Genomic DNA, 21900 nt, shown 5'->3' with positions numbered 1-21900 from the left:
GTGTGAACAGCCGAACTGGTGCCCTGATCGGTCCGGGCGAAGTCCGCTGACCGCTTACCGTGGAACCGAGTCCAGTCACCGCTGTGACGCCGATTCCACCTTCTATCGCACTCGGTTTCACCTCACTGTAGTTGTCAGATCTCCGTCACCGGCCGCACACCGGTAGCGATCACGGAGAGCTACGAAAACCGCAGCGTTGTGCAAGGTGCGATGTTGCAGAAGGCATCTTCGGAGACTTTCGACAGAGCGGAGAAGGGCGTGGAGTTCGTGGACTCGTTCGCAGGGGGACATGCCGGCACGGCCATCCGCGCCGTGCGGCCGGCAACGGTCCCTCCCGTCTCCGCCGTCCGCCCCGTCACCCCGGCCGCCGCCGTGGATCCCCGCACCGCGAGCGTCCGTCATTACGAGGGCGGTCAGCTCGTGTGGCGCGTGCAGTGCGGCGACCTCATCAGCCGCGAGCGGGCGGTCACGGTGTTCGTCGAAGACAACCAGGTGGTACTGGTCTCGCCTCCCGGTGAGACCGCGCGGTTGACGTCCGGCCAGCTCGGACAGCTGCGCGCCGCGCTCAACGAAGCCGCCAAGATGGCGGAAAGGTAACGGTGAGCTGACATGGATCAGGTACTCGGGCAGGTCCTCCGCAATGCGGTCTGGGAGCGCCTCGACATGCTGACCGACCTGGCGAACCGCGCCGACGCCCAATCGCTCGTCTCGGTCGCGCGCTCCGAACTGCCCCGGTTGACCGAGGCGTGGCGCGCGATGCTGAAGATGCACGAGCCCGACGAGCGCGGCGACTGCCCCACCTGTTCGACCCGGTGGCACCGCTGCAAGGCGCCGTGCTCGGTCTGGCAGGTCGCCCACGAACACCTGGTGGCCGGCGGACTGGCCCCGCAGCAGCAGTCGGCCGACAGCCGCCTCCAGGGCCGCCGCAAGAGCCCGGTCCCGGCGCACCCCGCCCCGCCCACCCCGGCCGAGACCACCGGTCGCCACGCGCTGGTGAACCCGCGCCGAGCGGTCACCGCCTGACCCCCTGACGGCGAGCCGCGGCCGGCCGATCGCCCCATCGGACCCGCGTCGGCACTCGCCTCGGCCGAGGACTGTTTCGCCCGCACCCCCGAGCAGCGCGAACCGGTCCTCGGCCACCACCCGGTCCCCACCGCGATTAATCGAAAAAAATCCGCGTTAGGCCTAGCCCAGGCGGTAATCCCCCGCTAGATTGATCATCGAAGACGGCGTTGGACCATGGGTCTGGTCCTGCCGTTACCCGCCTCCGAGCGGCCCCCCGAATTCCGCGGGCCGGTGCCGTTGCACTCCCCTCCCCCGACCGGCACCGGCCCGCGGTTCCATACCCACAACGCCGTGAAGGCCACGCCCAGAACCTCTGAGCGTGGCCTTCACGGCGTTTGCGCTTAGCGGACCGCCTTCACTCGCAGTACGAGCACCGCAGCCAGGAGTGTCGCGACCGCCGAAGCCGCGAAGAGTCCCGAGTAGCCGCCGAGGTAGGCGAGCACCAGCGGCGTCACCAGCGGGGCCAGCACCTGCGGCAGCGAGTTCGCGATATTGATGACGCCGAGGTCCTTCGCGCGGTCCTGCGCCGTCGGGAGCACCTGCGTCAGCATCGCCAGCGCCACCGCCATGTACGCCCCGAACCCGACACCGAGCAGCGGGGACGCCACGAGCGCGACCGGCCAGCTCTGCCAGACGACCAGCAGCAAAGCGGCCAGCGCCATCACCCCGGAGGCCACCAGGACGTACGGCTTGCGCCGTCCGGACTTGTCGGAGAAGTGACCCGCGAGCAGCGCGCCGATCACGAGCGCGACGCCGTAGAGCGCCATCATGATGATCAGCCCGGTGGCCGGATCGGGGTAGTGCACCGCGTCCTGAAGGAAGAACAGCAGGTACAGCGTCCCGAACGCGTTGCCGAGGTTGATCATGAAGTGGCACGACCAGGCCCACGCGAAGTCCGGGAACCGCCGCGGCGAAACCCACAGGTTGCGAAGCACCTCACCGGCTTTGGCCGACGGCCGGAACTCCACCGGCAGATGCGCGTCCGGCGTGCGCAGGACGAAGAACGCTGCTCCGGCCACGACGATCCCGGCGCAGACCGCGTAGGCCGGCGCCAATCCGGCGAATCCGGCCACGAGCACGACCACGATCGCACCGAGCACGGTGCCGAGCATCTGCGCGATGCCGACGAGCCCGCCGACCTGCGCACGCTGCCCGACCGGGACCCGGTCGGCGATGGCGGACATCAGCGTCGCGAGCATGCCGTTGAGCCCGGCCTGGACGAGGCACCAGCCGGTGATCAGCAGCGCCACGTTCGGCGCGAACGCCAGCACCAGCAGCCCGACGGCGGCGACCGCGGCGCCGGCCACCGTCCACGGGTGGCGACGGCCGAACCGCGAGCACGTCCGATCCGACAGCAGCCCGACCGCCGGGTTGACGACCAGCGCCACGACCGCGCCGACGCCCATCACCAGGCCGAGCACGAACTCCTTGTTCACCTTGTCGAGCAGCTCGGCCTGCTGCGGCAGCAGCACCTGGATCGGTGCGTAGACGCCCAGCCAGAGCGCGATGTTCGCGAAGAACAGCAGGCTCATCCAGCCGGGCCGCACCCGCGCGGTGGGCTCGGCGAGCGCTTCCGGGACGCCGATGGTGGTTTCGGTCGTTTCACTCATTCCGCACCAGCTTCCGGTACCAGTGGAACGAGTCCTTCGGCGTCCGCCGCAGGGTCTCGTAGTCGACGTGCACCAGGCCGAAGCGCGGCGCGTAACCCTTGGACCACTCGAAATTGTCCATCAGGGACCAGCAGAAGTAACCACGGACGTCGACGCCGGCGTCCATCGCCTCGCGCAGCGCGACGAGGTGACTGTGCAGGAAGTCGATGCGTTCGGGGTCGTGGACACCGCCGTCTTCGGCGACTTCGTCGGCGAAGCTGCAGCCGTTTTCGGTGATCTGGATCGGCGGCAGCTTGTCCTGGTAGCGGTGGTGGAAGCCGAGCAGCAGCTCGCGCAGGGCGTGCGGGACGATCGGCGAGTCGTTGGTCGTCATCGGGTAGCCCTCGATGTCGCGCAGCTCGAAGGGCAGCGGGTTGCCCGGCCCGGGCATCGCGACCCCCTGCGGCTCGTAGTAGTTGACGCCGTAGAAGTCGAGCGGCTGCGCGATGGTGGCCAGGTCGTCGGCGAAGCCGGTGGGGAGGTGCTGGTGGAGCTGCTCGGGGTAGCTGCCGAGCAGCATGGGGTCGGCGTAGAGCCGGTTGAGCAGCGCGTCGAGGTATTCCGCCGCGTCCTCTGCGTCGTCGTCCGCGGGCCAGATGGGCGAGTGGTTGTTGGCCGTGCCGATGTTCGTGGCGCCGGCCGCGCGGAGGGCCTGGACGGCGAGGCCGTGCGCGAGGTTCTGGTGGTGCGCGGTGGGAATGGCGTCGAGCAGCAGCACCTTGCCGGGTGCGTACTCCCCGATGCCGTAACCGAAGATGGACATGACCATCGGCTCGTTGAGCGGAATCCACAGTTTCACCCGATCGGCGAAACGATCTCCGATGATCTGGGCGTACTCGGCGAAGCGCTCAGCGGTCGCCCGGGAGAGCCAGCCGCCGTCGTCTTCGATGGCTTGGGGGGTGTCCCAGTGGTAGAGCGTGACGGCGGGAGCGATGCCCGCTTCGCAGACGGCGTCGATGAGCTTGTCGTAGAAGCCGAGGCCTTCGGGGTTGGGCGCGCCCTTGCCGTCGGGCTGGATGCGGGGCCAGGCGATGGACATCCGGTAGGCGCCGACGCCGAGTTCCGCCATCAGCGCGATGTCTTCGGGGTAGCGGTGGTAGTGGTCGGCGGCTACGTTGGCTTGTTCACCGCGGGCGATCTTGCCCTCGGTCGCGGAGAATGTGTCCCAGATGGACGGTCCACGCCCACCTTCGCTGGTGGCACCTTCGATCTGGAACGCCGATGTCGAAACACCCCAGAGGAAGTCGGGCGGGAAGATCGGGTTCTGCACCGGCTGCTGACCCCTTCGTCAGGGCACCCATAAGGGTGAACATGAAAAGTTCTCATATACTAGGTCTTCACTCGTCCGTGGGGAAGCCCGTCGGCACGATAAAGTCCCAGATCAGACGAGGAGGAGCGCCGTGTCCGACATCCAGGCCGCGAAGGTGCCGGCAGAAGCCACCCCCTTACGCCGTCAGCCGGTTCAGCAGCGAAGCGCCAAGCGCGTCGAGCAGATGCTCGACGCGAGCGCGGCGTTGATCGACGAGCTCGGTTACGACGCGCTGACGACGACGTTGATCGCCAAGCGGGCCGGCGTCGCCGTCGGTTCGCTGTACCAGTTCTTCCCGGACAAACGCGCGGTCGTCCAAGCGCTCACCGCCCGGAATCTGGATCGCTTCGTGGGCGCGGTGAACGAGCGGCTGAAGCAGCTGGGGCCGGAGCACTGGTGGGACGTCGTGGACTCGATCCTCGACATCTACCTGGAGATGCACCGGACGGTACCCGGGTTTTCGAAGGTTCACTTCGGCGACATCATCGACCGTCAGCTGCTGGACGAGACGCGCGACAACAACGCGGTGCTCGTGGATTCGCTGACCGAGGTGGTGGCGACCCAGGTGGATCGGCCGGTGGAGGATCTGCGGTTCGCGATCGGGATCGCGAACGAGGTGGCGGATGCGCTGCTGAAGCTGGCGTTCCGGAAGGAGCCCAGCGGCGACGAGAAGATCGTGGCCGAGGCGAAGTACGTGGTGAAGGGGTACCTGGCGGCTCGGTTCGGGGAGCGGTCTTAGCTGTCCACAGAAGTTGTCCACAGGTATGCACAGCTGTGGACAACGTGGCGGTTCCGGGTGGGTTGTCGGTGGGGGCCGATAGACTGGACTTGGGCAGGCCCTCCGGCCGGGTGGGGGAGTTTCTGAGGGCGGGATGGCCCCACAGGCTGGTCAGCCGAAGTTCTGGTGCTCGCCCCGGTAGGTCGGGACCGTTCGCTCCACTCGGTCGCCGAGCACCAGGTGGTAGTGGGTGAACCGCTCCGCCAGCTCGCCCGCCTTGGCGTGGCGCAGCCACACCCGGTCTCCGAGCTTCAGGGTTCGGGCGGCTCGGCCCGTCACCGGTGTCTGGACCTCGCCCGCTCCCTCGAAGCCGAGGAACTTCAAGCCCTTCGGCAGGTACGGCTTCGGCTGGCGAGACGGACCCGTCGGGCCTGAGGCGATATACCCACCCGAGAAGAGGGTCGCGATGTTGCGGGTCGGGCGGCGGACCACCGGCAGCGCGAACAGCGCCGCCGGGCGGGGCTTGAAGCGCGTGTACCCGTCGAAGAGCGTGGGGCCGATCAAGCCCGAGCCCGCCGCTATTTCCGTGACCACCGCGTCGGCGCCCGTTGACTCGAGGCTGCCCGTTCCGCCTCCGTTGACGAACTCCAGGGGCGTCACCGCCTGGACCGCTCGGACCGCTTCGCCGCGGCGGCGGGCCAGCTCGGCCGCCGATCGGCGTTGCATCCAGCCCACCAGTGCCCGGTTCAGGCGGGGGCCGGCCGCGTCGCCGAGACCCGCGATCTGGCCTTCGTACGCCATCACACCCACCAGACGGAAGCCCGGGCGGGCGACGATCTGGCGGGCGAACGTCGAGGCCTGCTTCGCGGTGAACACCGGCGAACGCCGCGTTCCGACGTGGATGCCCGGGAAGGGGCGCCAGGACGCGTCCAGCTCCAGGCACACCCGGATCTCCGGGTGGCCGTGGCCGAGGGCCGCGTCCACCAGGTCGAGGTGCTCGGGGGAATCCACCATGATCGCGATCGCCGCGCGGGCGCGCTCGGACGTGGCCAGGCGGCGCAGGGCTTCGTGGTCCGCCGTCGGGTAAGCGACGACGATGTCATCGGTCGTGCCCTGCTCGATGTGCCAGACCGCTTCCGCGAGCGAATAGCACATCAGGCCCTCGAAGCCCGGCATCGTCAGCGCCCGCTCCAGCAGCGCGCGGCAGCGGACCGACTTGCTGACGACGCGGATCGGCTTGCCGGCCGCGCGGCGGCGCAGATCGGCCGCGTTCGCGTCGAACGCCGCCAAGTCGACCACGGCCAAGGGCGGATCGAGGTCCTTGGTCGCCAAGTCGTACACCGTCGCACTGGTCACGAGGTCTAAAGTACGACACGAAGGCTTGAAACGCGAATACTATTCACTTACTGTTTCGGGCACTCATGGATGAAGGGTGCACGCGCATGACCCGGTGGACCAACTGGGCGGGCACGGCGTCCGCCTCGCCGCAACACGTTCACCAGCCGCGCGACACGGCGGAGATCGCGGCGGCGGTCGAGAGCATCGCCGCGGCCGGCCGCACCGTGCGCCCCTGGGGCAGCGGGCACTCCTTCACCGCCATCGCCGCCGCCGACTCCGACGCACTCGACCTGCGCCACTGGACCGGCATCGAACGGGTGGACCTGGCGACCGGGCACGTCACCGTCCGCTCCGGCACCACGCTCCGGGAACTCAACGCCGCCCTGGACGCGCTCGGGCTGGCCATGACCAACCTCGGTGACATCGACGCGCAGACCATCGCCGGCGCGATTTCCACCGGCACCCACGGCACCGGTGCGAAGATCGGCGGCCTCGCCACGCAGGTCGTCGCGCTCGGACTCGTCCTCGCGGACGGCTCCGTCGTCACCTGCTCGGCCACCGAAAAGCCCGACCTCTTCGCCGCCGCCCGCGTCGGGCTCGGCGCGCTCGGCGTGATCACCACGGTGACGCTCGGGTGCGAACCGTCGTTCGTCCTGCGCGCGCAGGAACGGCCGGAGCCGCTGGAGCAGGTCCTCGAGGGCTTCCACGACTTCGCCGACGAAAACGAGCACTTCGAGTTCTACTGGTTCCCCTACGGCAAGAACGCCCTGGTCAAGCGCAACAACCGGACCGAGACGCCGCAGCCGCTCAGCAAGGTCCGCGAGTTCGTCGACTACCGGATCATGGAGAACGTCGCCTTCGGCGGGCTCTGCCGGGCCGGGCGGCTGATGCCGAAGCTCGTGCCGTCGCTCGGCAGCTTCGCCTCCAACGTCCTGAGCGCGCGCGAGTACAGCGACCTCTCGCACCGCGTCTTCGTCACCGCGCGCAACGTCCGTTTCACCGAAACGGAATACGCTGTTCCACGTGAATCAGTGCTGGACGTGCTCGCCGAACTACGCGCCGTGGTGCCGACGCTGAAGGACCCGGTGATGTTCCCGGTCGAGGTGCGGGTCGCCGCCGCCGACGACATCTGGCTGTCGACCGCGCACGGCCGCGACTCCGCCTACATCGCCATCCACCAGTTCATCGGCATGCCCTACCGCGAGTACTTCAGCGCGTTCGAGAAGATCGCCGGCGCGGTCGGCGGCCGCCCGCACTGGGGCAAGATGCACGACCTCGACGCCGGCGTCCTCCGCTCGCGCTACCCGCACTTCGACGACTTCCTGCGCGTGCGCAAGGAAACCGACCCGAGCGGCGTCTTCAGCAACACCTACCTGGACCGGGTGCTGGGCCCGGCTTAGAAGAGCGCGGACACCGATTCGCCGTTGTGGATCCGGCGGATCGCCTCGGCCATCGCCGGCGCGATCGACAGGATCTTCAGCTTCTCGGTGCGTTCCTCCTCCGGCACCGGGACCGTGTTCGTGCAGACGATCTCCAGCACTTCCGGCCGGCTGCCGATGCGCTCGATGGCCTTCGCCGCGAACAGCCCGTGGGTGCAGGCGACCCGGATCGAGCGCGGCTCCAGCTCGGCCAGCCGGTCCAGCAGTTCGAGCACCGTGCTGCCCTTGGCGATCTCGTCGTCGAGCACGATCACGTCCCGGCCGGTGACCTCGCCGATCACCGAAGTGATCTGGACGCGGTCATCGGGAAAGCGTTCCTTCGCCCCCGCCGCGACCTGGACGCCGAGGAGCCGCGCGAAGTGCGACGCCTCCTTCGCGTTGCCCAGGTCGGGCGAGACGACCGTGGCGCGCGAAAGGTCGTACTGGCGGAAGTGCTTGGCCAGCTCCTGCAGCGCGTGCAGGTGATCCACCGGGACGCTGAAGAAGCCGTGGACCTGCGGCGAGTGCAGGGTCATGGCGAGCACGCGGCTCGCGCCGGCGGTCACCAGCAGGTCGGCGACCAGGCGACCGCCGATGGAGATGCGCGGCGCGTCCTTTTTGTCCGAGCGCGCGTAGGAGTAGTGCGGCATCACGGCGGTGATGCGGGACGCCGAGGCGCCGCGAGCCGCGTCGAGCATCAGCAGCAGCTCGACCAGGTGCTCCTGCACCGGCTTGACCAGCGGCTGGATGATGAAGACGTCCCGCTCGCGGCAGTTCGCCTGCAGCTGCACCTCGAGGCAGTCGTTGGCGAACCGCTGGATCTCGACCGGCCGCAGCGGCACGCCGAGGTTGCTGCAGATCTCTTCGGCCAGCTCGGGGTGCGCGCTGCCGCTGAAGACGGCGATCTCTCTCGATGCCTCGTTCACAGTGCGGAGATCGCCTCGTCGATGGCGGTCTCGCCCGAGATCAGCGTCAGGGTGCGGCGCACCGCGGCGGGCGCCTCGAGCAGGCCGGCGAGCACCGCGGCGACGTCGTCGCGCGGGATCGGGCCGCGGTCGGTCTTCTCAGCGAGCAGGACCCGGCCGGTGCCGGGGTCGTCGGTGAGCTGGCCCGGCCGGAGGATGGTCCAGTCGAGGTCGCGGGCCTTGAGGTCGTCCTCCGCCGCGCGCTTGGCGCGCAGGTAGTGCCGGAATTCCTCGGTGACGTCGGGGTTCTCCGGGTTGTCGGCCCCGATCGAGCCCACCTGAACGTGCCGGCGAACCCCGGCCCGCTCGGCCGCTTCGGCGAACAGCGCCGCGGCGCCACGGTCCACAGTGTCCTTGCGGGCGGTGCCGCTGCCCGGCCCGGCGCCGGCCGAGAAGACCGCCGCGTCGGCGCCCTTCAGCACCTCGGCGACGGCGTCCACATCGGAGTTCTCCAGGTCGAGCACGACGGGCTGGGCGCCGGCCGCTTCGAGGTCCGCCGCGTGGGCCGGGTTTCGGATGATGCCGATCGCTTCGTCACCGCGCGCGGCGAGCAGCCGCTCGAGCCGCAGCGCGATCTGACCGTGTCCACCTGCAATGACGACTCGCATGAGCCGACCTTATCCCGGTGCGAACGAGCCCGTCAGTCGAGCGACGCGGGGACCTCGGCGGTGCGGAGCAGGTGGTCGTAGACCACCTCGTTGATCAGGCGGGAGACCGGGTCCTCGGCCAGCACGACGCGCTCGGTGCGGCCCTCGAGGTCGAGATCGACGACCGCGTTCGGGTCGGCGGTCACGACGGCGAGGCCGTACGCGCGGGCGCGCGGCAGGCAGTTGCCGACGTAGTCCTCGGTCAGCACGACCGGGGACGGGAGGACCATCGCGGCCTCGCCGTAGCGGGCGAACGGAACCGCGGAGGCCATCGCGGTGCGCCAGTGGCGCGCGACGGCCAGGACGCCGACGATCTCGGCGGCCGGGGCGGGGGCGGTTCCGGCCAGCTCCGGCCAGGTCCAGGTGTCGACGGTGGCGCGGTCGGCCACCGGGCCGGCACCCATCGCGATGCGTTCGGCGTGCACGTCGGTGCGGAGCTTGGCGACCACGCAGACCTTGCGGCCGAGGATCGTGGTCTCGGGGAGGACGACGCCGTTCCAGCCCAGCTGGGCGGCGGCAGCGCGGGCGAGCTCGTCGACGCTCGCGGGGAGCTCGATCGGCGGCACCACGCGGCTCGGCATCGACCGGCTGCGCTTCGCGCCACCGGCGACCGTCGAGCGCTCGGTGTTCTGAGGTGTAGCCGCCACGAGTCCGCCTCCTTCTAACCTGCACCGCTTCGTGACCGGGGGAAACCGGCACCTCACTTGTCTAACAGCGCGACGGCGCGGCGTCGCCGGGTAGTGCGAGTGGCTGCGATCGGCGGCGGCCAGCGGTCGATGACCGGTCGGTAGGCGGTCATCGGACTTCGGTCGAACGGTGCGGCCAACCGAGTGATCGCGGGGTGAGTGGCATTACGGTCCGGCTACGGCCGATTACCCGGGGCATGATCGGCCAAACCCGGCCCGGCTAGCCCATCCGGCGCAACCGCGGCAAAATCCACAGTGGACGCGGTCCGCTGAGCTGCGGATGTCCGCCGTCACCCGGCCGGCGGTGACTTGCGCCGCAGCGGTCCCGCGCGCGCGGGACTAAAGTTACCCACCAGTCACTTAGCCCCCGCCGTGGAGGACCGATGCGCTCCCCGAAGGACTTCTTCGCCCCGCTCGCCTTGGGCGCGCCCGCGCCCGTGCGGGAGATCCCGGTGACGCCGTCCCGGATGATCCACTTCTTCGACCCGGGCAACGAGAAGATGGCGGCGAAGGTGCCGGACATCGCGAAGAAGGTCGACGTCCTGCTCGGGAACCTCGAGGATGCCGTCCGCGCCGACCGCAAGGAGGCCGCTCGCGCCGGGCTGGTCGCGATCGCCAAGGCGAACGACTTCGGGAAGACGCAGCTGTGGACGCGCGTCAACAGCCTGGACTCGCCGTGGGTGCTCGACGACCTGGTCACGCTCGTCACCGAGATCGGCGACAAGCTCGACGTGATCATGGTGCCGAAGGTCGAGGGTGCGCAGGACATCCACTACGTCGACCGGCTGCTGGCCCAGCTCGAGGCGCGCGCCGGGCTGACGAAGCCGTTGCTGGTGCACGCCATCCTCGAGACGGCGAGCGGCGTGGCCAATGTGGAGGAGATCGCCGGCGCGAGCCCGCGCATGCAGGGCATCTCGCTCGGCCCGGCCGACCTGGCCGCGAGCCGCCGGATGAAGACGACCCGCGTCGGCGGCGGCCACCCCGGCTACCTGGTGCGGACCGACCCGGCCGGTGACGACCTGACCGCGGGCCGGACGACCTACCAGCAGGACCTCTGGCACTACACGGTCGCGCGGATGGTGGACGCGTGCGCGATGCACGGGATCCTGCCGTACTACGGGCCGTTCGGGGACATCCGCGACGTCGTCGCCTGCGAGGACCAGTTCCGCAACGCGTTCCTGCTCGGCTGCGTCGGCGCGTGGAGCCTGCACCCGGTGCAGATCGACATCGCGAAGAAGGTGTTCTCGCCGTCGCCGTCCGATGTGGCCTGGGCGCGCCGGGTGATCGCCGAGATGGGTGACGGCACGGGCGCGGTGATGATCGACGGGAAGATGCAGGACGACGCGTCGGTGAAGCAGTGCCGCGTGGTCGCCGAACTGGCCGACGCCCTCGCGGCGGACGACCCCGAACTCGCGGCCGCCTACGACGCGGCCACCAAGGAGACCCTCGGATGACCGAGCTGAAGCCCCGGCGCTCCGTCCTCTACATGCCCGGCGCGAACGAGCGCGCGCTGGAGAAGGCCAAGACGATCCCGGCGGACGCGCTGATCCTCGACCTCGAGGACGCCGTCTCCCCCGACGCCAAGGAAGCCGCGCGCGAACGCGTGTGCGCAGCTGCCGGTGACTACGGCGACCGCGAGGTGACCATCCGGGTCAACGGGCTGGACACCGAGTGGCACGACGCCGACCTGCGCGCGGCCGCCTCGGCCGGGCCGGCCGCGGTCGTTGTGCCGAAGGTCAACTCCGCCGCCGAGGTGCACAACATCGAGCGGGCCCTGGAGCTGGGCGGGGCGCCGGACCACACGAAGATCTGGGCGATGGTCGAGACGCCGGTCGCCATGCTGCACGCGGAGGAGATCGCGGCGGCGTCGGAGCGGCTGACCGTGCTGGTGATGGGCACGAACGACCTGGCCAAGGAGCTGCACGCGGAGTTCGTCCCGGGCCGCGGCCCGCTGCTCGGCGGGCTCTCGCTGTGCCTGCTGGCCGCTCGCGCGACCGGCAAGGTGATCCTCGACGGCGTCTACAACGACGTGAAGGACCTGGAAGGCTTCGAAGCCGAGTGTGAGCAGGGCCGTCAGTACGGCTTCGACGGCAAGACGCTGATCCACCCGGCGCAGGTCGAGCCGTGCAACCGGATCTTCGCCCCGTCCGAAGCGGAGATCGACCGGTCGCGGCGGATCATCGAGGCCTTCGAGACAGCGCAGAAGGAAGGCCGCGGAGTGGTGACGGTCGATGGCCGGATGATCGAGAACCTGCACGTCGACAACGCGCGGCGGGTGCTGGCGCTGGCCGAAGCGGTCAAGAACTGAACGCCGGTGGCCGGGCGAGCCCGGCCACCGGTGCGGTTCACTTCGGCAGGTCGTCCGTCCACTCGGCACTGACCGCGTACGTGTCACCGTCGGAGTTCGTGGCCGGGGTGCCGTCCGCTTTCCGGAACACCGAAGACCCGTCCACCTTGCCGGTCTCCGGGTCGACGACCAGGCGGCCGCCGCCCGGCAGCTCGACGCCTTCGCCGCCCGGTACCGTGCCGAGCGCGTGGACTCCCGGGTAATCGGCGATCGCGCGGAACGCCGCTGCCCGGACCGCCGGTGGCGACGGCACGGTGGACACCAGCATGACCAGGGAGTCCAGCACCGCCATGTCCCGCTCCTTCGCGGGGTACTTGTTGTGGGCCAGCCCCTTCGCGAGCCACTCGCGCAGGGCCTTCGGGTCGGTGGGCAGCGCCAGGATCTGGCTGAGCGTGACCTCGGCGCCGGTCAGCCGGATCGGCCGGGGCCGGCTCGCCAGGACCGCCTTGCCGCCGGTCCTGGCGGTGCGGTACCACTCCTGCCCGTCGGTGGTGGTCCAGTACTCCCAGGCCTCGTTGCCCACCTTGGTCGTCGTGTGCCAGTACTTGCCGGTGCCGACGTGGGTGCGTTCGGCGACGGTGGCCGCCGCCAGCAGGATCTGCCGGCCGGTGTCGACCGGGGCGACCGCCTGGGGCGACGGCGCCGGAGCCGGGGTGGCGGGCAGGGTCGCCACCACCACCGCGGCCGCCGCCGCGACGGCGGCGAGCCCGGTGCCGATCGCCAACGGGCGGAGGCGGCGACGGGGCGCGCCGAGCATCCGGTTCTGGAGCCGGTGCCGGCTCCGGTCGACGACGTCCTGGGCGGGTTCGCCCGGCACCAGCGCGGCCCGCAGGGTCTGCAGGTCATTCATCGGAAGCCTCCTGGGAAAGAACGGGGTTGAGCTTCTTGCGGGCCCGGTTCAGCCGGGAGCCGACCGTGCCCGGGGAGATCCCGAGGGCCTCGGCGACTTCCGCGTAGCCGAGGTCGCCGAGCGCGACGAGCAGCAGGACATCGCGTTCCCCGGCGGACAGCCGCGACAACGCCTTCCCCACCCGCGAGGCCACGACCGAATCGACAACGCGGCTTTCGTGCCCTTCGGCGACTTCGCGCGGATCGAGCCGCGAGAGGGCGCGGTAGTACCGGGCCTCCTTGCGGCGGTGGCGGGACACCAGGTTCGTCGCGATGCCGAACAGCCAGGCACGCACCTCACCGCGGTCGGCGTCGAACGTCTTCCGGCGGTCGAAGGCGACGAGGAACGTCTCGGCGGCGACATCCTCCGCGGCCTGGGCACCGAGGCGGCCGGCGACGTAGCGGTAGATGTCCGCGAAGTAGCGGTCGTGCACGTCGGTGAACTGCTCGAGGCCGATCGCCGGGGCCGCCGTCATGGGGCTGCCTCTGTCATGGGGTTCCTTCCCGTCGGCGACAGTCACACCCCCACTTCGCCGAAGGGCCGGAACTTCTTCCCTACCCGATCGGCCAGGGCCGCTGCGGCGGCCGGAGCCGTTCGTACGCCGCGGCGGCGCGGAGGACGCCGAGGTCGTCGAAGCGGCGGCCGGCGATCTGGAGGCCGATCGGCCGGCCGTCGTCGGTGTAACCGCAGTTCAGCGACACCGCGGGCTGGCCGGACATGTTGTACGGCACGGTGAACGCGATGTGCTCGAACGGGCGGGCCGGGTCGTTCGTCGGGGACGCCCACTCCGCGGGCGGTGCCGCGACCGGGCAGACCGGGGACAGGACGACGTCGAACGCCGAGGTCGCGCGCAGGGCCGCGACGCTCATCACGTCGATCTGGGCGAAGCCGCGGTAGACGGCCACCCCGGACGCTTCCGCACCACCCGCCGCCCAGTCGGCGATGTACGGCAGGACCTTCGCGCGGCGGTCCGGCGGCAGGGCGGCCAGGTCCGACCAGGCCCGCGTGCGCCAGAAGACGTCGAGGCCGTCGAGCATTTCGCGGGTGAGGAACGGCTCGACCGGCTCGACGACGGCGCCCGCGGCTTCGAAGGCCCGGGCCGCCGCGGTGACGGCGTCACGGATCGCCGGGTCCACCGGGAGGCCGGGGCCGGACTCGAGCTGCAGGCCGACGCGCAGGCCGCCCACCTGGAGATCCAGTGAAGACCAGTCGAGCTCCGACGGCGGCAGGCACAGGTGGTCACGCGGGTCCGGGCGCGAGAGCACGCTCATCAGCAACGCCGTGTCGGCGACCGTGCGGGTCATCGGGCCGGCGACGCGGCCCAGGAACGGCGGGTCGACCGGGACCCGGCCGAAGCTCGGCTTCAGCCCGGTCAGGCCGCACCAGCCCGCGGGCAGCCGGATCGAGCCGCCGATGTCGGTGCCGACGTGCAGCGGGCCGTACCCCGCGGCGGCCGCGGCGCCCGCGCCCGCGCTGGACCCGCCGGGGGTGGCCGAGGGCTGCCACGGGTTGCGGGCCGTGGTGTGGAAGCTCGACAGCCCGGACGTCAGCATCCCGTAGTCCGGCATGGTCGTCTTGGCCAGCAGGACGGCACCGGATTCCCGGACCCGCGCGGCCGCCGGGCCGTCCTCGGCGGCCGGAACGAGCGCGGTCGCCGCCGTGCCCAGCGGCACCGGCGTGCCGCGGGTCGCGATGTTCTCCTTGAGCGTCAGCGGAACGCCGTCGATCGGGCCCAGCGGTTCACCGGACGCCCAGCGCGCTTCGGACGCCTTCGCTTCGTCGCGAGCGCCTGAAGGGTCGTACGCGTACAACGCGTGCAGCTCAGGCTCTCGCGCTTCGATGCGCGCGAGAACGGCTTCGGTCACCTCGACCGGCGAGAGCGTCTTCGCGCGGTACTGCGCGACGAGCTCGACGGCGGTCAGGTCAGGCAGCTCGGTCATGAGCGCTCCTCACGAGGCAGGCGGGTCGAAGCGGCCGTCGACGGCGGTCCAGCCACCGTCGACGGCCAGCACCGAGCCCGTCACGAACGACGAAGCATCCGAAGCGAGGTACACGACGGCGCCGGCGAGCTCGTCCGGACGCGCCCAGCGGCCCAGCGCGCTCTTCGCCGCATACGCGTCGTACCACTCGGGGTTCGCCTTGATCTGCGCGGTCAGCGGAGTTTCCACGACGCCGGGCGCGATCGCGTTCACCCGGACACCGGCCGGGCCGAACTCGGCCGCCGCCGTCCGGAACAGCTGGACCAGGCCCGCTTTCGTCGCCGCGTAAGGGCCTTGGCCGGGCTCGACGGTCGTGCCGCGGATCGACGAGAAGCCGATGATGCTGCCCCGCCCGCGCGCGACCATGTCGGCGCCGAAGACGCGGACGACCTCGAACGTCACGCCGAGGTTCAGCGCGATGACGCGGTCGAACTCCTCACGCGTGTAGTCGAGCAGGCGTTTGCGGACGTTCGTCGCGGCGGTCAGCACCACGACGTCCTGCGGTCCTAGATCGGAGGCGGCCTGGTCGATGGCGCCCGGCCGGAGCAGGTCGAGCTCGTACGGCTCCCCCACGCCCGCCTCGCGCGCGGCTTCGAGGTCGCGGTCCGCGCACACGACGTCGGCGCCGTGCGCGGCCAGCGCCCGCGCGGCTTCGCGGCCGATGCCGCCCGCGCCGAGGACGACGGCCCGCCGTCCGTCGAGCCGGAACAACGTCGAGTAGTTCACGGGCGCAGCACCGCCATCCTCGTCACGGTCAGTTCCTCGACGGCGAACCGCGGCCCTTCGCGACCGACGCCGGAGTCCTTCACGCCGCCGTAGGGCATGGTGTCGGAGCGGAAGCCGGGCACCTCGTTCACCACGACGCCGCCCACTTCGAGCTCGTCCAGCGCGCGGAACGCCGTGTTCAGGGACTTGGTGTAGACGCTGGCGTGGAGCCCGTAGCGGGAGGCGTTCACCGCGGCGAAGGCCTCGTCCACATCGGACACCGTGCGCACGCAGACGACCGGGCCGAAGATCTCCTCGTCCCAGGCTTCGACGCCGTCCGGGACGTCGAGGAGGACGGTCGGCCGCAGCACCGTGCCGTCGACACCCCCGCCGACCCGGCGGCCGCCGGCCTTCTCGATCCAGGCGGCGACGCGGGCGGTGGAAGCCGGGTCGATCAGCGCGGACACCCGTGTCTTCTCGTCCCGCGGGTCGCCGATGACGACCTCGCCCAGCCGCGCGAGCAGCCGTTCGGTGAATTCCCCGGCGACCGGCGCGACGACCAGCACGCGCTGCACCGAGATGCAGGCCTGGCCGGACGCGTAGAACCCGCCGCGCAACACGGCGTCCACGGCCGCGTCGAGGTCGGCGTCGGGCGCGACCACGAGCGCCGCGTTCGAACCCAGCTCCAGCAGCGTCTTCGTCGGCGCCGCGTCCCGCGCGATGCGGTGGCCGACCGCGGCCGAGCCGGTGAACGAGACCGCGCCGATGCGGCGGTCGGTGGTCAGCGCGGCGCCCACGGCCGCGTCCCCGGTGACCAGCTGGACCATGGCGGGCACGGACGCGAGCGAACGCACGAGGTGGACCAGCCGGAGCGTGGCCAGCGGCGTCTGGGGCGCGGGCTTGACGATCACCGGGCAGCCGACGGCGATCGCGGGCGCGATCTTGTGCGACGCGAGCAGCAGCGGGTAGTTGAAGCCCGCGATGCCGACGACGACGCCGATCGGCTTGCGCTTCCAGAACCCGACCAGCCCGTCGCCCGAGGGCAGGAGGTCCAGCGGCACGGTTTCGCCGTGCAGCCGGGACACCTCTTCGGCGGCGGCTTCCCAGGTGACGATCGTGCGCGCGACCTCCACCCGGCAGTCGACCAGCGGCTTGCCGGTCTCCAGCACGAGGAGGTTCTCGAACTCCTCGCGGCGAGCCCGGATCGCCGCGGCGACGTCGTTGAGCAGGGACCGCCGGACCCGCGAAGGCAGCGAAGCCACTTCGCGCGCGACAGCGACAGCTTCGTCCACTGCGCGAGTCGCCAGCTCAGGCGTACCGACGGGCGCGGTCCCGACGACGCTCCCGTCGTAAGGGAAAACGATTTCCTCGGTATCCACAGTGGACACCCAGCCATCGCCGATCGGCAGGCCGTCCGGGTACTCAGGCATCGTCACCTCCGCGCAGCCGGGCCAGTTCCGCGCGCAGGTTCGGCGCGGCTTCGAGAAGTTCCCGCGTGTACTCGTGCCGGGGTGCGCCGTAGACCTGCTCGACGTCGCCGAGTTCGACGATCTCGCCGCGGCGCATCACCGCGACCCGGTCGCAGACGTGCCGGACGACACCGAGGTCGTGCGACACGAAGATCAGCGTCAGTGCGAACTGCTCGACGAGCGAGCCGAGCAGGTCGAGGATCTGGCCGCGCACGGAGACGTCGAGCGCACTCACGGGTTCGTCGGCGATCAGCACGCTCGGGTTCGGGGCCAGCGCGCGGGCGATCGAAATCCGCTGTCGCTGGCCGCCGGAGAACTGGTGCGGGTAGCGCTGGGCGGCGTCGGCGGGCAGGCCGACGGCGGCGAGCAGTTCGGCGACGCGGTCGGGTTCCCGGCGGCCCATGGGTTCGGAAACGATGTCGCGCACGCGCATCCGCGGGTCGAGCGAGCCCATCGGGTCCTGGAAGACGATCTGCAGTTCCGAGCGCAGGAAGCCGAGGCGGCGTTCCGGCAGGTTGTCGATGCGCGTGCCCTCGAACGAGACCGTGCCCGCGGTCGGCTTGTCGAGCGCCGCCAGCAGCCGGACCAGCGTGGACTTCCCGGAGCCGGACTCGCCGACGATGCCGAACCGCTGTCCCGCTTCGACGTCGAAGCTGACGCCGCGCAAGGCGTGGACGTCCCGGCGGGCGTAGCGGCGTTCGAGGTCGCGGACTTCGATGATGGTCATCGCCGGGCCTCCAGGTCCGAGGCCGCCAGGAGCTTCCGCGTGTACTCGTGCTTCGGCTGCGTCAGCACTTCGCGCGTCGAGCCCGCTTCGACGATCTCGCCGTCCAGCATCACCAGCACGCGCTCGCACACCGAAGCCACGACGGCGAGGTCGTGCGTGATGAACAGCAACGCGCTTTCGGCCGGCAGCGACGTCTTGATCAGCGAAAGGATCTGGGCCTGCACGGTGACGTCGAGTGCGGTGGTCGGCTCGTCGCAGATCAGCAGCGACGGCTCGTTCGCCAGCGCCATCGCGAGCACGACCCGCTGCCGCTGCCCGCCGGACAGCTGGTGCGGGTACGCGCGGGCGGTGCCCGGCAAGCCCACCGCGGACAGCAGGTCTTCGGCGCGGTGACGGCGTCCGTGGAGGCGGCCGGGCTCGGTGACCTGGCGGCCGACGCGCATGGCCGGGTTCAACGCCGTCATCGGCTCCTGGAACACCATGGCCAGCTCGTCGCCGCGCAGCCGCGACAGGTCCCTTTCGGACATTCCCAGCAGCTCACGGTCGTGCAGGCGCACCGAACCGGACGCGGGCAGCTCCTCGGGCAGCAGGCCCATGATCGCCAGCGCCGTCAGCGACTTCCCGGACCCGGACTCGCCGATCAGGCCGACGCGCTCACCGGCGCCGATCTCGAAGGAGACGTCACGAACCAGCGTGGAGACGTTGAGGCCGCGCACCGAGAGCGTCATACACGGGCCGCCAATCGGGGATCCAGGCGGTCACGGAGGCCGTCGCCGAGGAGGTTGAAGCCGAGGACGGCGACGGCGATCGCGATGCCCGGCACCAGCGCCAGCCGCGGCTGCACGGTCAGCAGTTCCTGCGATTCCTGCAGCATCCGGCCCCACGACGGCGTCGGCGGCCGCGTGCCGAAACCGAGGAACGACAACGCCGCTTCGGCGAGCACGGCGATCGCGAACGACACCGAGGCCTGCACGATCAGCAGGCCGGAGATGTTCGGCAGCACGTGCCGCAGCGCGATGTTCGGCCGCGACCGTCCGCCCGCGCGGGCCGCGAGCACGAATTCGGTGCTCATCACCTGCAGCGTGCCGGAGCGGGCGATCCGCGCGAACGACGGGATGGTGGCGATGCCGATCGCGACCATCGCGGTCAGCGTGTCCGCCCCGAACACCGCACCGAACATGATGGCCAGCAGCAGCGCGGGGAACGCGAGCACGAGGTCGTTGACCCGCATGACGAATTCGCCGAGCCACCGCGGGGACATCCCGGCCAGGATGCCCAGCGGCGTGCCGATGACCGCGGCGATCCCGACGGCGACGACCCCGACGTACAACGTCGTGCGCGCGCCGACCATGAGCTGGCTCAGCAGGTCGCGCCCGAACTTGTCGGTGCCGAACCAGTGGGAGCCGGTGAAGCCGAGCAGCCGGTGGGCCGCGTCGACCTTCACCGGGTCGAACGGCGTCCACGCGAACGACAGCAGCGCGGCCAGCACCACCAGGCCCACGAGCACCGAGCCGACAACCAGATTGCGCATCACGAACCCCGCAATCTCGGGTCGAGCACGGTGTAGAGGACGTCGACGACGAAGTTGACCAGCAGCACGCCGGCCACCAGCACGAGCACGATCCCCTGCACGGTCAGCAGGTCACGGGAACCGACGGCGTCCAGCAGCATCGAGCCCAGACCCGGCAGCACGAACACGCGCTCGACGACGACCGCGCCGATCAGCAACGTCGCGAGCTGGAGGCCGAGCACGGTGACCACGGGCACCGACGCGTTGCGCAGGCCGTGGCGCACCAAGGCCTGTCCGGGCCGCAGGCCCTTGGACCGCGCGGTGCGCAGGTAGTCCTGGCCGAGCGTGTCGAGCACCGCCGACCGGACATAGCGGGTGAGCACCGCACCCTGCACCAATCCCAAGGACAGCGCGGGGAGGATCAGGCCGCGGAAGAACTCGCCGAAGTTCCGATCCGGCGGAGTCCACCCACCGGACGGCAGCCAGCGCAGCTGCACGGCGAAGATCTGGACCAGGATGATCCCGGCGAGGAACGCGGGGATCGCGACGCCGATCTGCGACAGGCCCGAGACGCTCGCCCCCGCCGCCTTCCGGTGCTTGACCGCGGCGAACGTCCCGGCCGGCACGGCGATCACCAGCGCCACCAGCATGCCCGCGCCGACCAGCCACAGCGTCACGCCGAAGCGGTCGAGCAGCTGCGGGCCGATCGCGTCCCGCGTCACGTACGAACGGCCGAAGTCGCCGTGCAGCACGCCCCCGATCCAGTCGAAGTACTGCGTGACCAGCGGCCGGTCGATGCCGAACTCCGCGCGGGTCTTGGCGAGCAGCTCCGGCGTCGCGTTGACGCCGAGCGCGACCTGCGCCGGGTCGCCCGGCAGCACGGCCATGAACAGGAACACCACGATCGACGCGACCAGCACGCTGACCACGAAGATCGCCACCCGGCGCAGCACCCTGGCCGTCATCGCGGCGCCAGCCCGGTGAGGTCGAAGGACTCGCTGACCTGGTTCTGGACGAACCCGTCGACCTTGGTCTTCGCGACGATGACGTTCGGGAACAGGAACAGCCAGTCCGCGGCCGCGTCGGTGTTCAGCTGCCGCGCCACCTGCTTCATGTCCGCCACCTGCTGCTCGGGTGTACCGCTGTCGGCCTCGGCGAGCAGCTGCTGGACGCGCTTGCTGTCGTAGCCCCAGTAGTACTTCGGCTTCCCGAACGTCGTGATGTCGCGCGCTTCGACGTGCTGGATGATCGACAGGTCGTAGTCGTGGTCGGTGAACACCTGCTTGAGCCACACCGCCGGGAAGTCGAGGGGTTCGATCGCGGTCCGCACCCCGACATCGGCGAGCTGCGATTGGACGACCTGCGCCGCCGACACCGCGTACGGCAGGTTCGGGATCCGCAGCCGGAGGTTCAGGTTCGCCGCGCCGGCTTCGGACAGCAACGCCTTGGCGCGCGCGGGATCGAACGGATGGACGTTCGCCAGGTCCTCGTACCAGGGGTCGGTCGGCGGGACCATGCTGCCGATCAAGGTGCCGCGGCCCGCCCACGCCGTGTCGAGCAGCGCCTTCCGGTCGATCGCGTACGTCAGGGCCTGGCGCACGCGGACGTCGTTCAGCGGCGGCCGGGCGTTGTTCATGGCCAGCGTGACTTCGGAGTTCGTCGTGCCCTGGACGACCTGGAACCGGTCGTCGGCCTGGAACTGCGGGATCGAGTCGGGCGCGGTGATCGCGGAGATGACGTCGATGCCGTTGCTGAACAACGCGTTGTTCAGCGCGGTCGGGTCCTTGATGTACTTGAGGACGACCGTGCCGTACGCCGGTTTCCGGCCCCAGTAGGCCGGATTCGCCTTCAGCACCACGGAGTCGCCGCGCTTGCGCGCCGCCACGGCGTACGGCCCGGTGCCGATGGGCTTGTTCGCCAGGTCGGCCACGCCGGTGGGGCTGAACATCGCGCCGAGCCGGCTGGTGAGGCTGAACAGCCAGCCGTTGGACGGCTTCGAGAGCACGACCCGCGCGTGGTCCGGCGCCACGACGTCGACGTGGTCGATGACGTCCATGTTCGCCTTGATCGAGATCGTCCAGTCGGTCTTCACCCGCAGGAGCGAGAACTTGACGTCCTCGGCGGTGAAGGGTGCGCCGCTGCTGAACTTGACGCCCTGCTGGAGCTGGAAGTCGTAGGTGCGCCGGTCCGGGCTGATCGTCCACGACTTCGCGAGCAGCGGCACCACGCGGCCCTGCGCGTCGAGCTTCACCAAGCCTTCGTAGACGTTGTAGAGCAGCGCCTGCGGAATGGCGGCGCCGTCGGTGCGGGTGAAGTCGAAGTTCGCCGGCTCCGCGGTGAAGCCGACGGAAAGCGTGTCGGGACCAGCCGAAACGCTGGCCGACGAGCCGGCCGAGCAACCGGACACCACGAGCAGCAGCACCGCTGCGAGCGCGTGAAGTCGGGCTTTCATTCGGCCTCCGAGTAAGTACACTGGTCT

22 protein-coding genes are annotated in these 21900 nt (G+C 70.5%); 6 read left to right on the top strand and 16 right to left on the bottom strand.

What is annotated here, in order from left to right; genetic code table 11:
- The first annotated feature begins 258 nt into the window (after nucleotides 1-258).
- Both QRY02_RS37950 and QRY02_RS37945 read left to right on the top strand, forming a co-directional pair.
- Complete coding sequence (locus QRY02_RS37950; protein WP_285987576.1) at nucleotides 259-597, top strand: hypothetical protein; 339 nt, start codon at nucleotides 259-261, stop codon at nucleotides 595-597.
- A gap of 12 nt (nucleotides 598-609) precedes the next feature.
- Entirely contained in the window at nucleotides 610-1023 is a 414-nt protein-coding gene (locus QRY02_RS37945) for a hypothetical protein (RefSeq protein ID WP_285987575.1), read from the top strand.
- Nucleotides 1024-1406: 383 nt separating this feature from the next.
- On the opposite strand, the gene QRY02_RS37940 is transcribed toward QRY02_RS37945, so the two are convergent.
- Nucleotides 1407-2675 (bottom strand): MFS transporter, encoded by a 1269-nt coding sequence (locus QRY02_RS37940; protein ID WP_285987574.1) that lies wholly within the window; start codon nucleotides 2673-2675, stop codon nucleotides 1407-1409.
- Entirely contained in the window at nucleotides 2668-3984 is a 1317-nt protein-coding gene (locus QRY02_RS37935) for a GH1 family beta-glucosidase (protein ID WP_285987573.1), read from the bottom strand. The genes QRY02_RS37940 and QRY02_RS37935 overlap by 8 nt, the downstream gene beginning before the upstream one ends.
- A 130-nt stretch (nucleotides 3985-4114) precedes the next feature.
- On the opposite strand from QRY02_RS37935, the gene QRY02_RS37930 reads away from it, so the two are divergent.
- Complete coding sequence (locus QRY02_RS37930) at nucleotides 4115-4762, top strand: TetR/AcrR family transcriptional regulator (protein ID WP_285987572.1); 648 nt, start codon at nucleotides 4115-4117, stop codon at nucleotides 4760-4762.
- 150 nt (nucleotides 4763-4912) lie between these two features.
- On the opposite strand, the gene QRY02_RS37925 is transcribed toward QRY02_RS37930, so the two are convergent.
- Nucleotides 4913-6097 (bottom strand): amino acid deaminase/aldolase, encoded by a 1185-nt coding sequence (locus tag QRY02_RS37925; RefSeq protein ID WP_285987571.1) that lies wholly within the window; start codon nucleotides 6095-6097, stop codon nucleotides 4913-4915.
- Between the two features lie 86 nt (nucleotides 6098-6183).
- Between QRY02_RS37925 and QRY02_RS37920 the strand changes: the two genes are divergently transcribed.
- A complete protein-coding gene (locus tag QRY02_RS37920; protein WP_285987570.1) occupies nucleotides 6184-7479 on the top strand; it encodes a D-arabinono-1,4-lactone oxidase in 1296 nt (431 codons plus the stop codon).
- Here the strand turns inward: QRY02_RS37920 and QRY02_RS37915 are convergent.
- The 3 genes from QRY02_RS37915 to QRY02_RS37905 are packed head-to-tail and all read right to left on the bottom strand — an operon-like array spanning nucleotide 7476 to nucleotide 9756.
- Nucleotides 7476-8423 carry a ribose-phosphate diphosphokinase gene (locus QRY02_RS37915; protein ID WP_285987569.1) on the bottom strand — a complete coding sequence of 316 codons (948 nt, stop codon included), beginning with the start codon at nucleotides 8421-8423 and terminating at the stop codon, nucleotides 7476-7478. The genes QRY02_RS37920 and QRY02_RS37915 overlap by 4 nt on opposite strands.
- Entirely contained in the window at nucleotides 8420-9070 is a 651-nt protein-coding gene (locus tag QRY02_RS37910) for an SDR family oxidoreductase (RefSeq protein WP_285987568.1), read from the bottom strand. The genes QRY02_RS37915 and QRY02_RS37910 overlap by 4 nt, the downstream gene beginning before the upstream one ends.
- Nucleotides 9071-9102: 32 nt before the next feature.
- On the bottom strand, nucleotides 9103-9756 hold the full coding sequence (locus QRY02_RS37905; RefSeq protein WP_285987567.1) for a hypothetical protein: 654 nt from the start codon (nucleotides 9754-9756) through the stop codon (nucleotides 9103-9105).
- Between the two features lie 422 nt (nucleotides 9757-10178).
- Here QRY02_RS37905 and QRY02_RS37900 point away from each other — a divergent pair, with 422 nt between their 5' ends.
- Entirely contained in the window at nucleotides 10179-11249 is a 1071-nt protein-coding gene (locus QRY02_RS37900; RefSeq protein ID WP_285987566.1) for an HpcH/HpaI aldolase/citrate lyase family protein, read from the top strand.
- Nucleotides 11246-12103, top strand: coding sequence for an HpcH/HpaI aldolase/citrate lyase family protein (locus QRY02_RS37895; RefSeq protein WP_285987565.1), 858 nt, complete (start codon nucleotides 11246-11248; stop codon nucleotides 12101-12103). Before QRY02_RS37900 ends, QRY02_RS37895 begins: the two co-directional genes overlap by 4 nt.
- A gap of 37 nt (nucleotides 12104-12140) precedes the next feature.
- Here the strand turns inward: QRY02_RS37895 and QRY02_RS37890 are convergent, their stop codons facing one another.
- The 10 genes from QRY02_RS37890 to QRY02_RS37845 form a co-directional block, all read right to left on the bottom strand.
- Nucleotides 12141-12992: a CU044_5270 family protein gene (locus tag QRY02_RS37890; protein WP_285987564.1), complete on the bottom strand. Its 852-nt coding sequence runs from the start codon at nucleotides 12990-12992 to the stop codon at nucleotides 12141-12143.
- On the bottom strand, nucleotides 12985-13506 hold the full coding sequence (locus QRY02_RS37885) for an RNA polymerase sigma factor (RefSeq protein WP_285987563.1): 522 nt from the start codon (nucleotides 13504-13506) through the stop codon (nucleotides 12985-12987). The genes QRY02_RS37890 and QRY02_RS37885 overlap by 8 nt, the downstream gene beginning before the upstream one ends.
- 79 nt (nucleotides 13507-13585) lie before the next feature.
- Nucleotides 13586-14971, bottom strand: a complete 1386-nt coding sequence (locus QRY02_RS37880; RefSeq protein WP_285987562.1) for an amidase — start codon at nucleotides 14969-14971, stop codon at nucleotides 13586-13588.
- A gap of 9 nt (nucleotides 14972-14980) precedes the next feature.
- Nucleotides 14981-15736 carry an SDR family NAD(P)-dependent oxidoreductase gene (locus QRY02_RS37875; RefSeq protein WP_285987561.1) on the bottom strand — a complete coding sequence of 252 codons (756 nt, stop codon included), beginning with the start codon at nucleotides 15734-15736 and terminating at the stop codon, nucleotides 14981-14983.
- Nucleotides 15733-17145, bottom strand: a complete 1413-nt coding sequence (locus QRY02_RS37870; RefSeq protein WP_285987560.1) for an aldehyde dehydrogenase family protein — start codon at nucleotides 17143-17145, stop codon at nucleotides 15733-15735. The genes QRY02_RS37875 and QRY02_RS37870 overlap by 4 nt, the downstream gene beginning before the upstream one ends.
- Nucleotides 17138-17911 carry an ABC transporter ATP-binding protein gene (locus QRY02_RS37865; RefSeq protein ID WP_285987559.1) on the bottom strand — a complete coding sequence of 258 codons (774 nt, stop codon included), beginning with the start codon at nucleotides 17909-17911 and terminating at the stop codon, nucleotides 17138-17140. Before QRY02_RS37865 ends, QRY02_RS37870 begins: the two co-directional genes overlap by 8 nt.
- Nucleotides 17908-18639, bottom strand: a complete 732-nt coding sequence (locus tag QRY02_RS37860; protein ID WP_285987558.1) for an ABC transporter ATP-binding protein — start codon at nucleotides 18637-18639, stop codon at nucleotides 17908-17910. Before QRY02_RS37860 ends, QRY02_RS37865 begins: the two co-directional genes overlap by 4 nt.
- Nucleotides 18636-19442, bottom strand: coding sequence for an ABC transporter permease (locus QRY02_RS37855; protein WP_285987557.1), 807 nt, complete (start codon nucleotides 19440-19442; stop codon nucleotides 18636-18638). The genes QRY02_RS37860 and QRY02_RS37855 overlap by 4 nt, the downstream gene beginning before the upstream one ends.
- Complete coding sequence (locus QRY02_RS37850; protein WP_285987556.1) at nucleotides 19442-20386, bottom strand: ABC transporter permease; 945 nt, start codon at nucleotides 20384-20386, stop codon at nucleotides 19442-19444. The genes QRY02_RS37855 and QRY02_RS37850 overlap by 1 nt, the downstream gene beginning before the upstream one ends.
- Nucleotides 20383-21873: an ABC transporter substrate-binding protein gene (locus QRY02_RS37845; protein WP_285987555.1), complete on the bottom strand. Its 1491-nt coding sequence runs from the start codon at nucleotides 21871-21873 to the stop codon at nucleotides 20383-20385. Before QRY02_RS37845 ends, QRY02_RS37850 begins: the two co-directional genes overlap by 4 nt.
- Nucleotides 21874-21900 lie beyond the last annotated feature (27 nt).

Origin of the sequence: Amycolatopsis sp. DG1A-15b (assembly GCF_030285645.1) — a bacterium.
Classification (GTDB): domain Bacteria; phylum Actinomycetota; class Actinomycetes; order Mycobacteriales; family Pseudonocardiaceae; genus Amycolatopsis.
The sequence above is the reverse complement of the archived record's forward strand: the minus strand, read 5'-3'. Positions and strand labels throughout refer to the sequence as shown.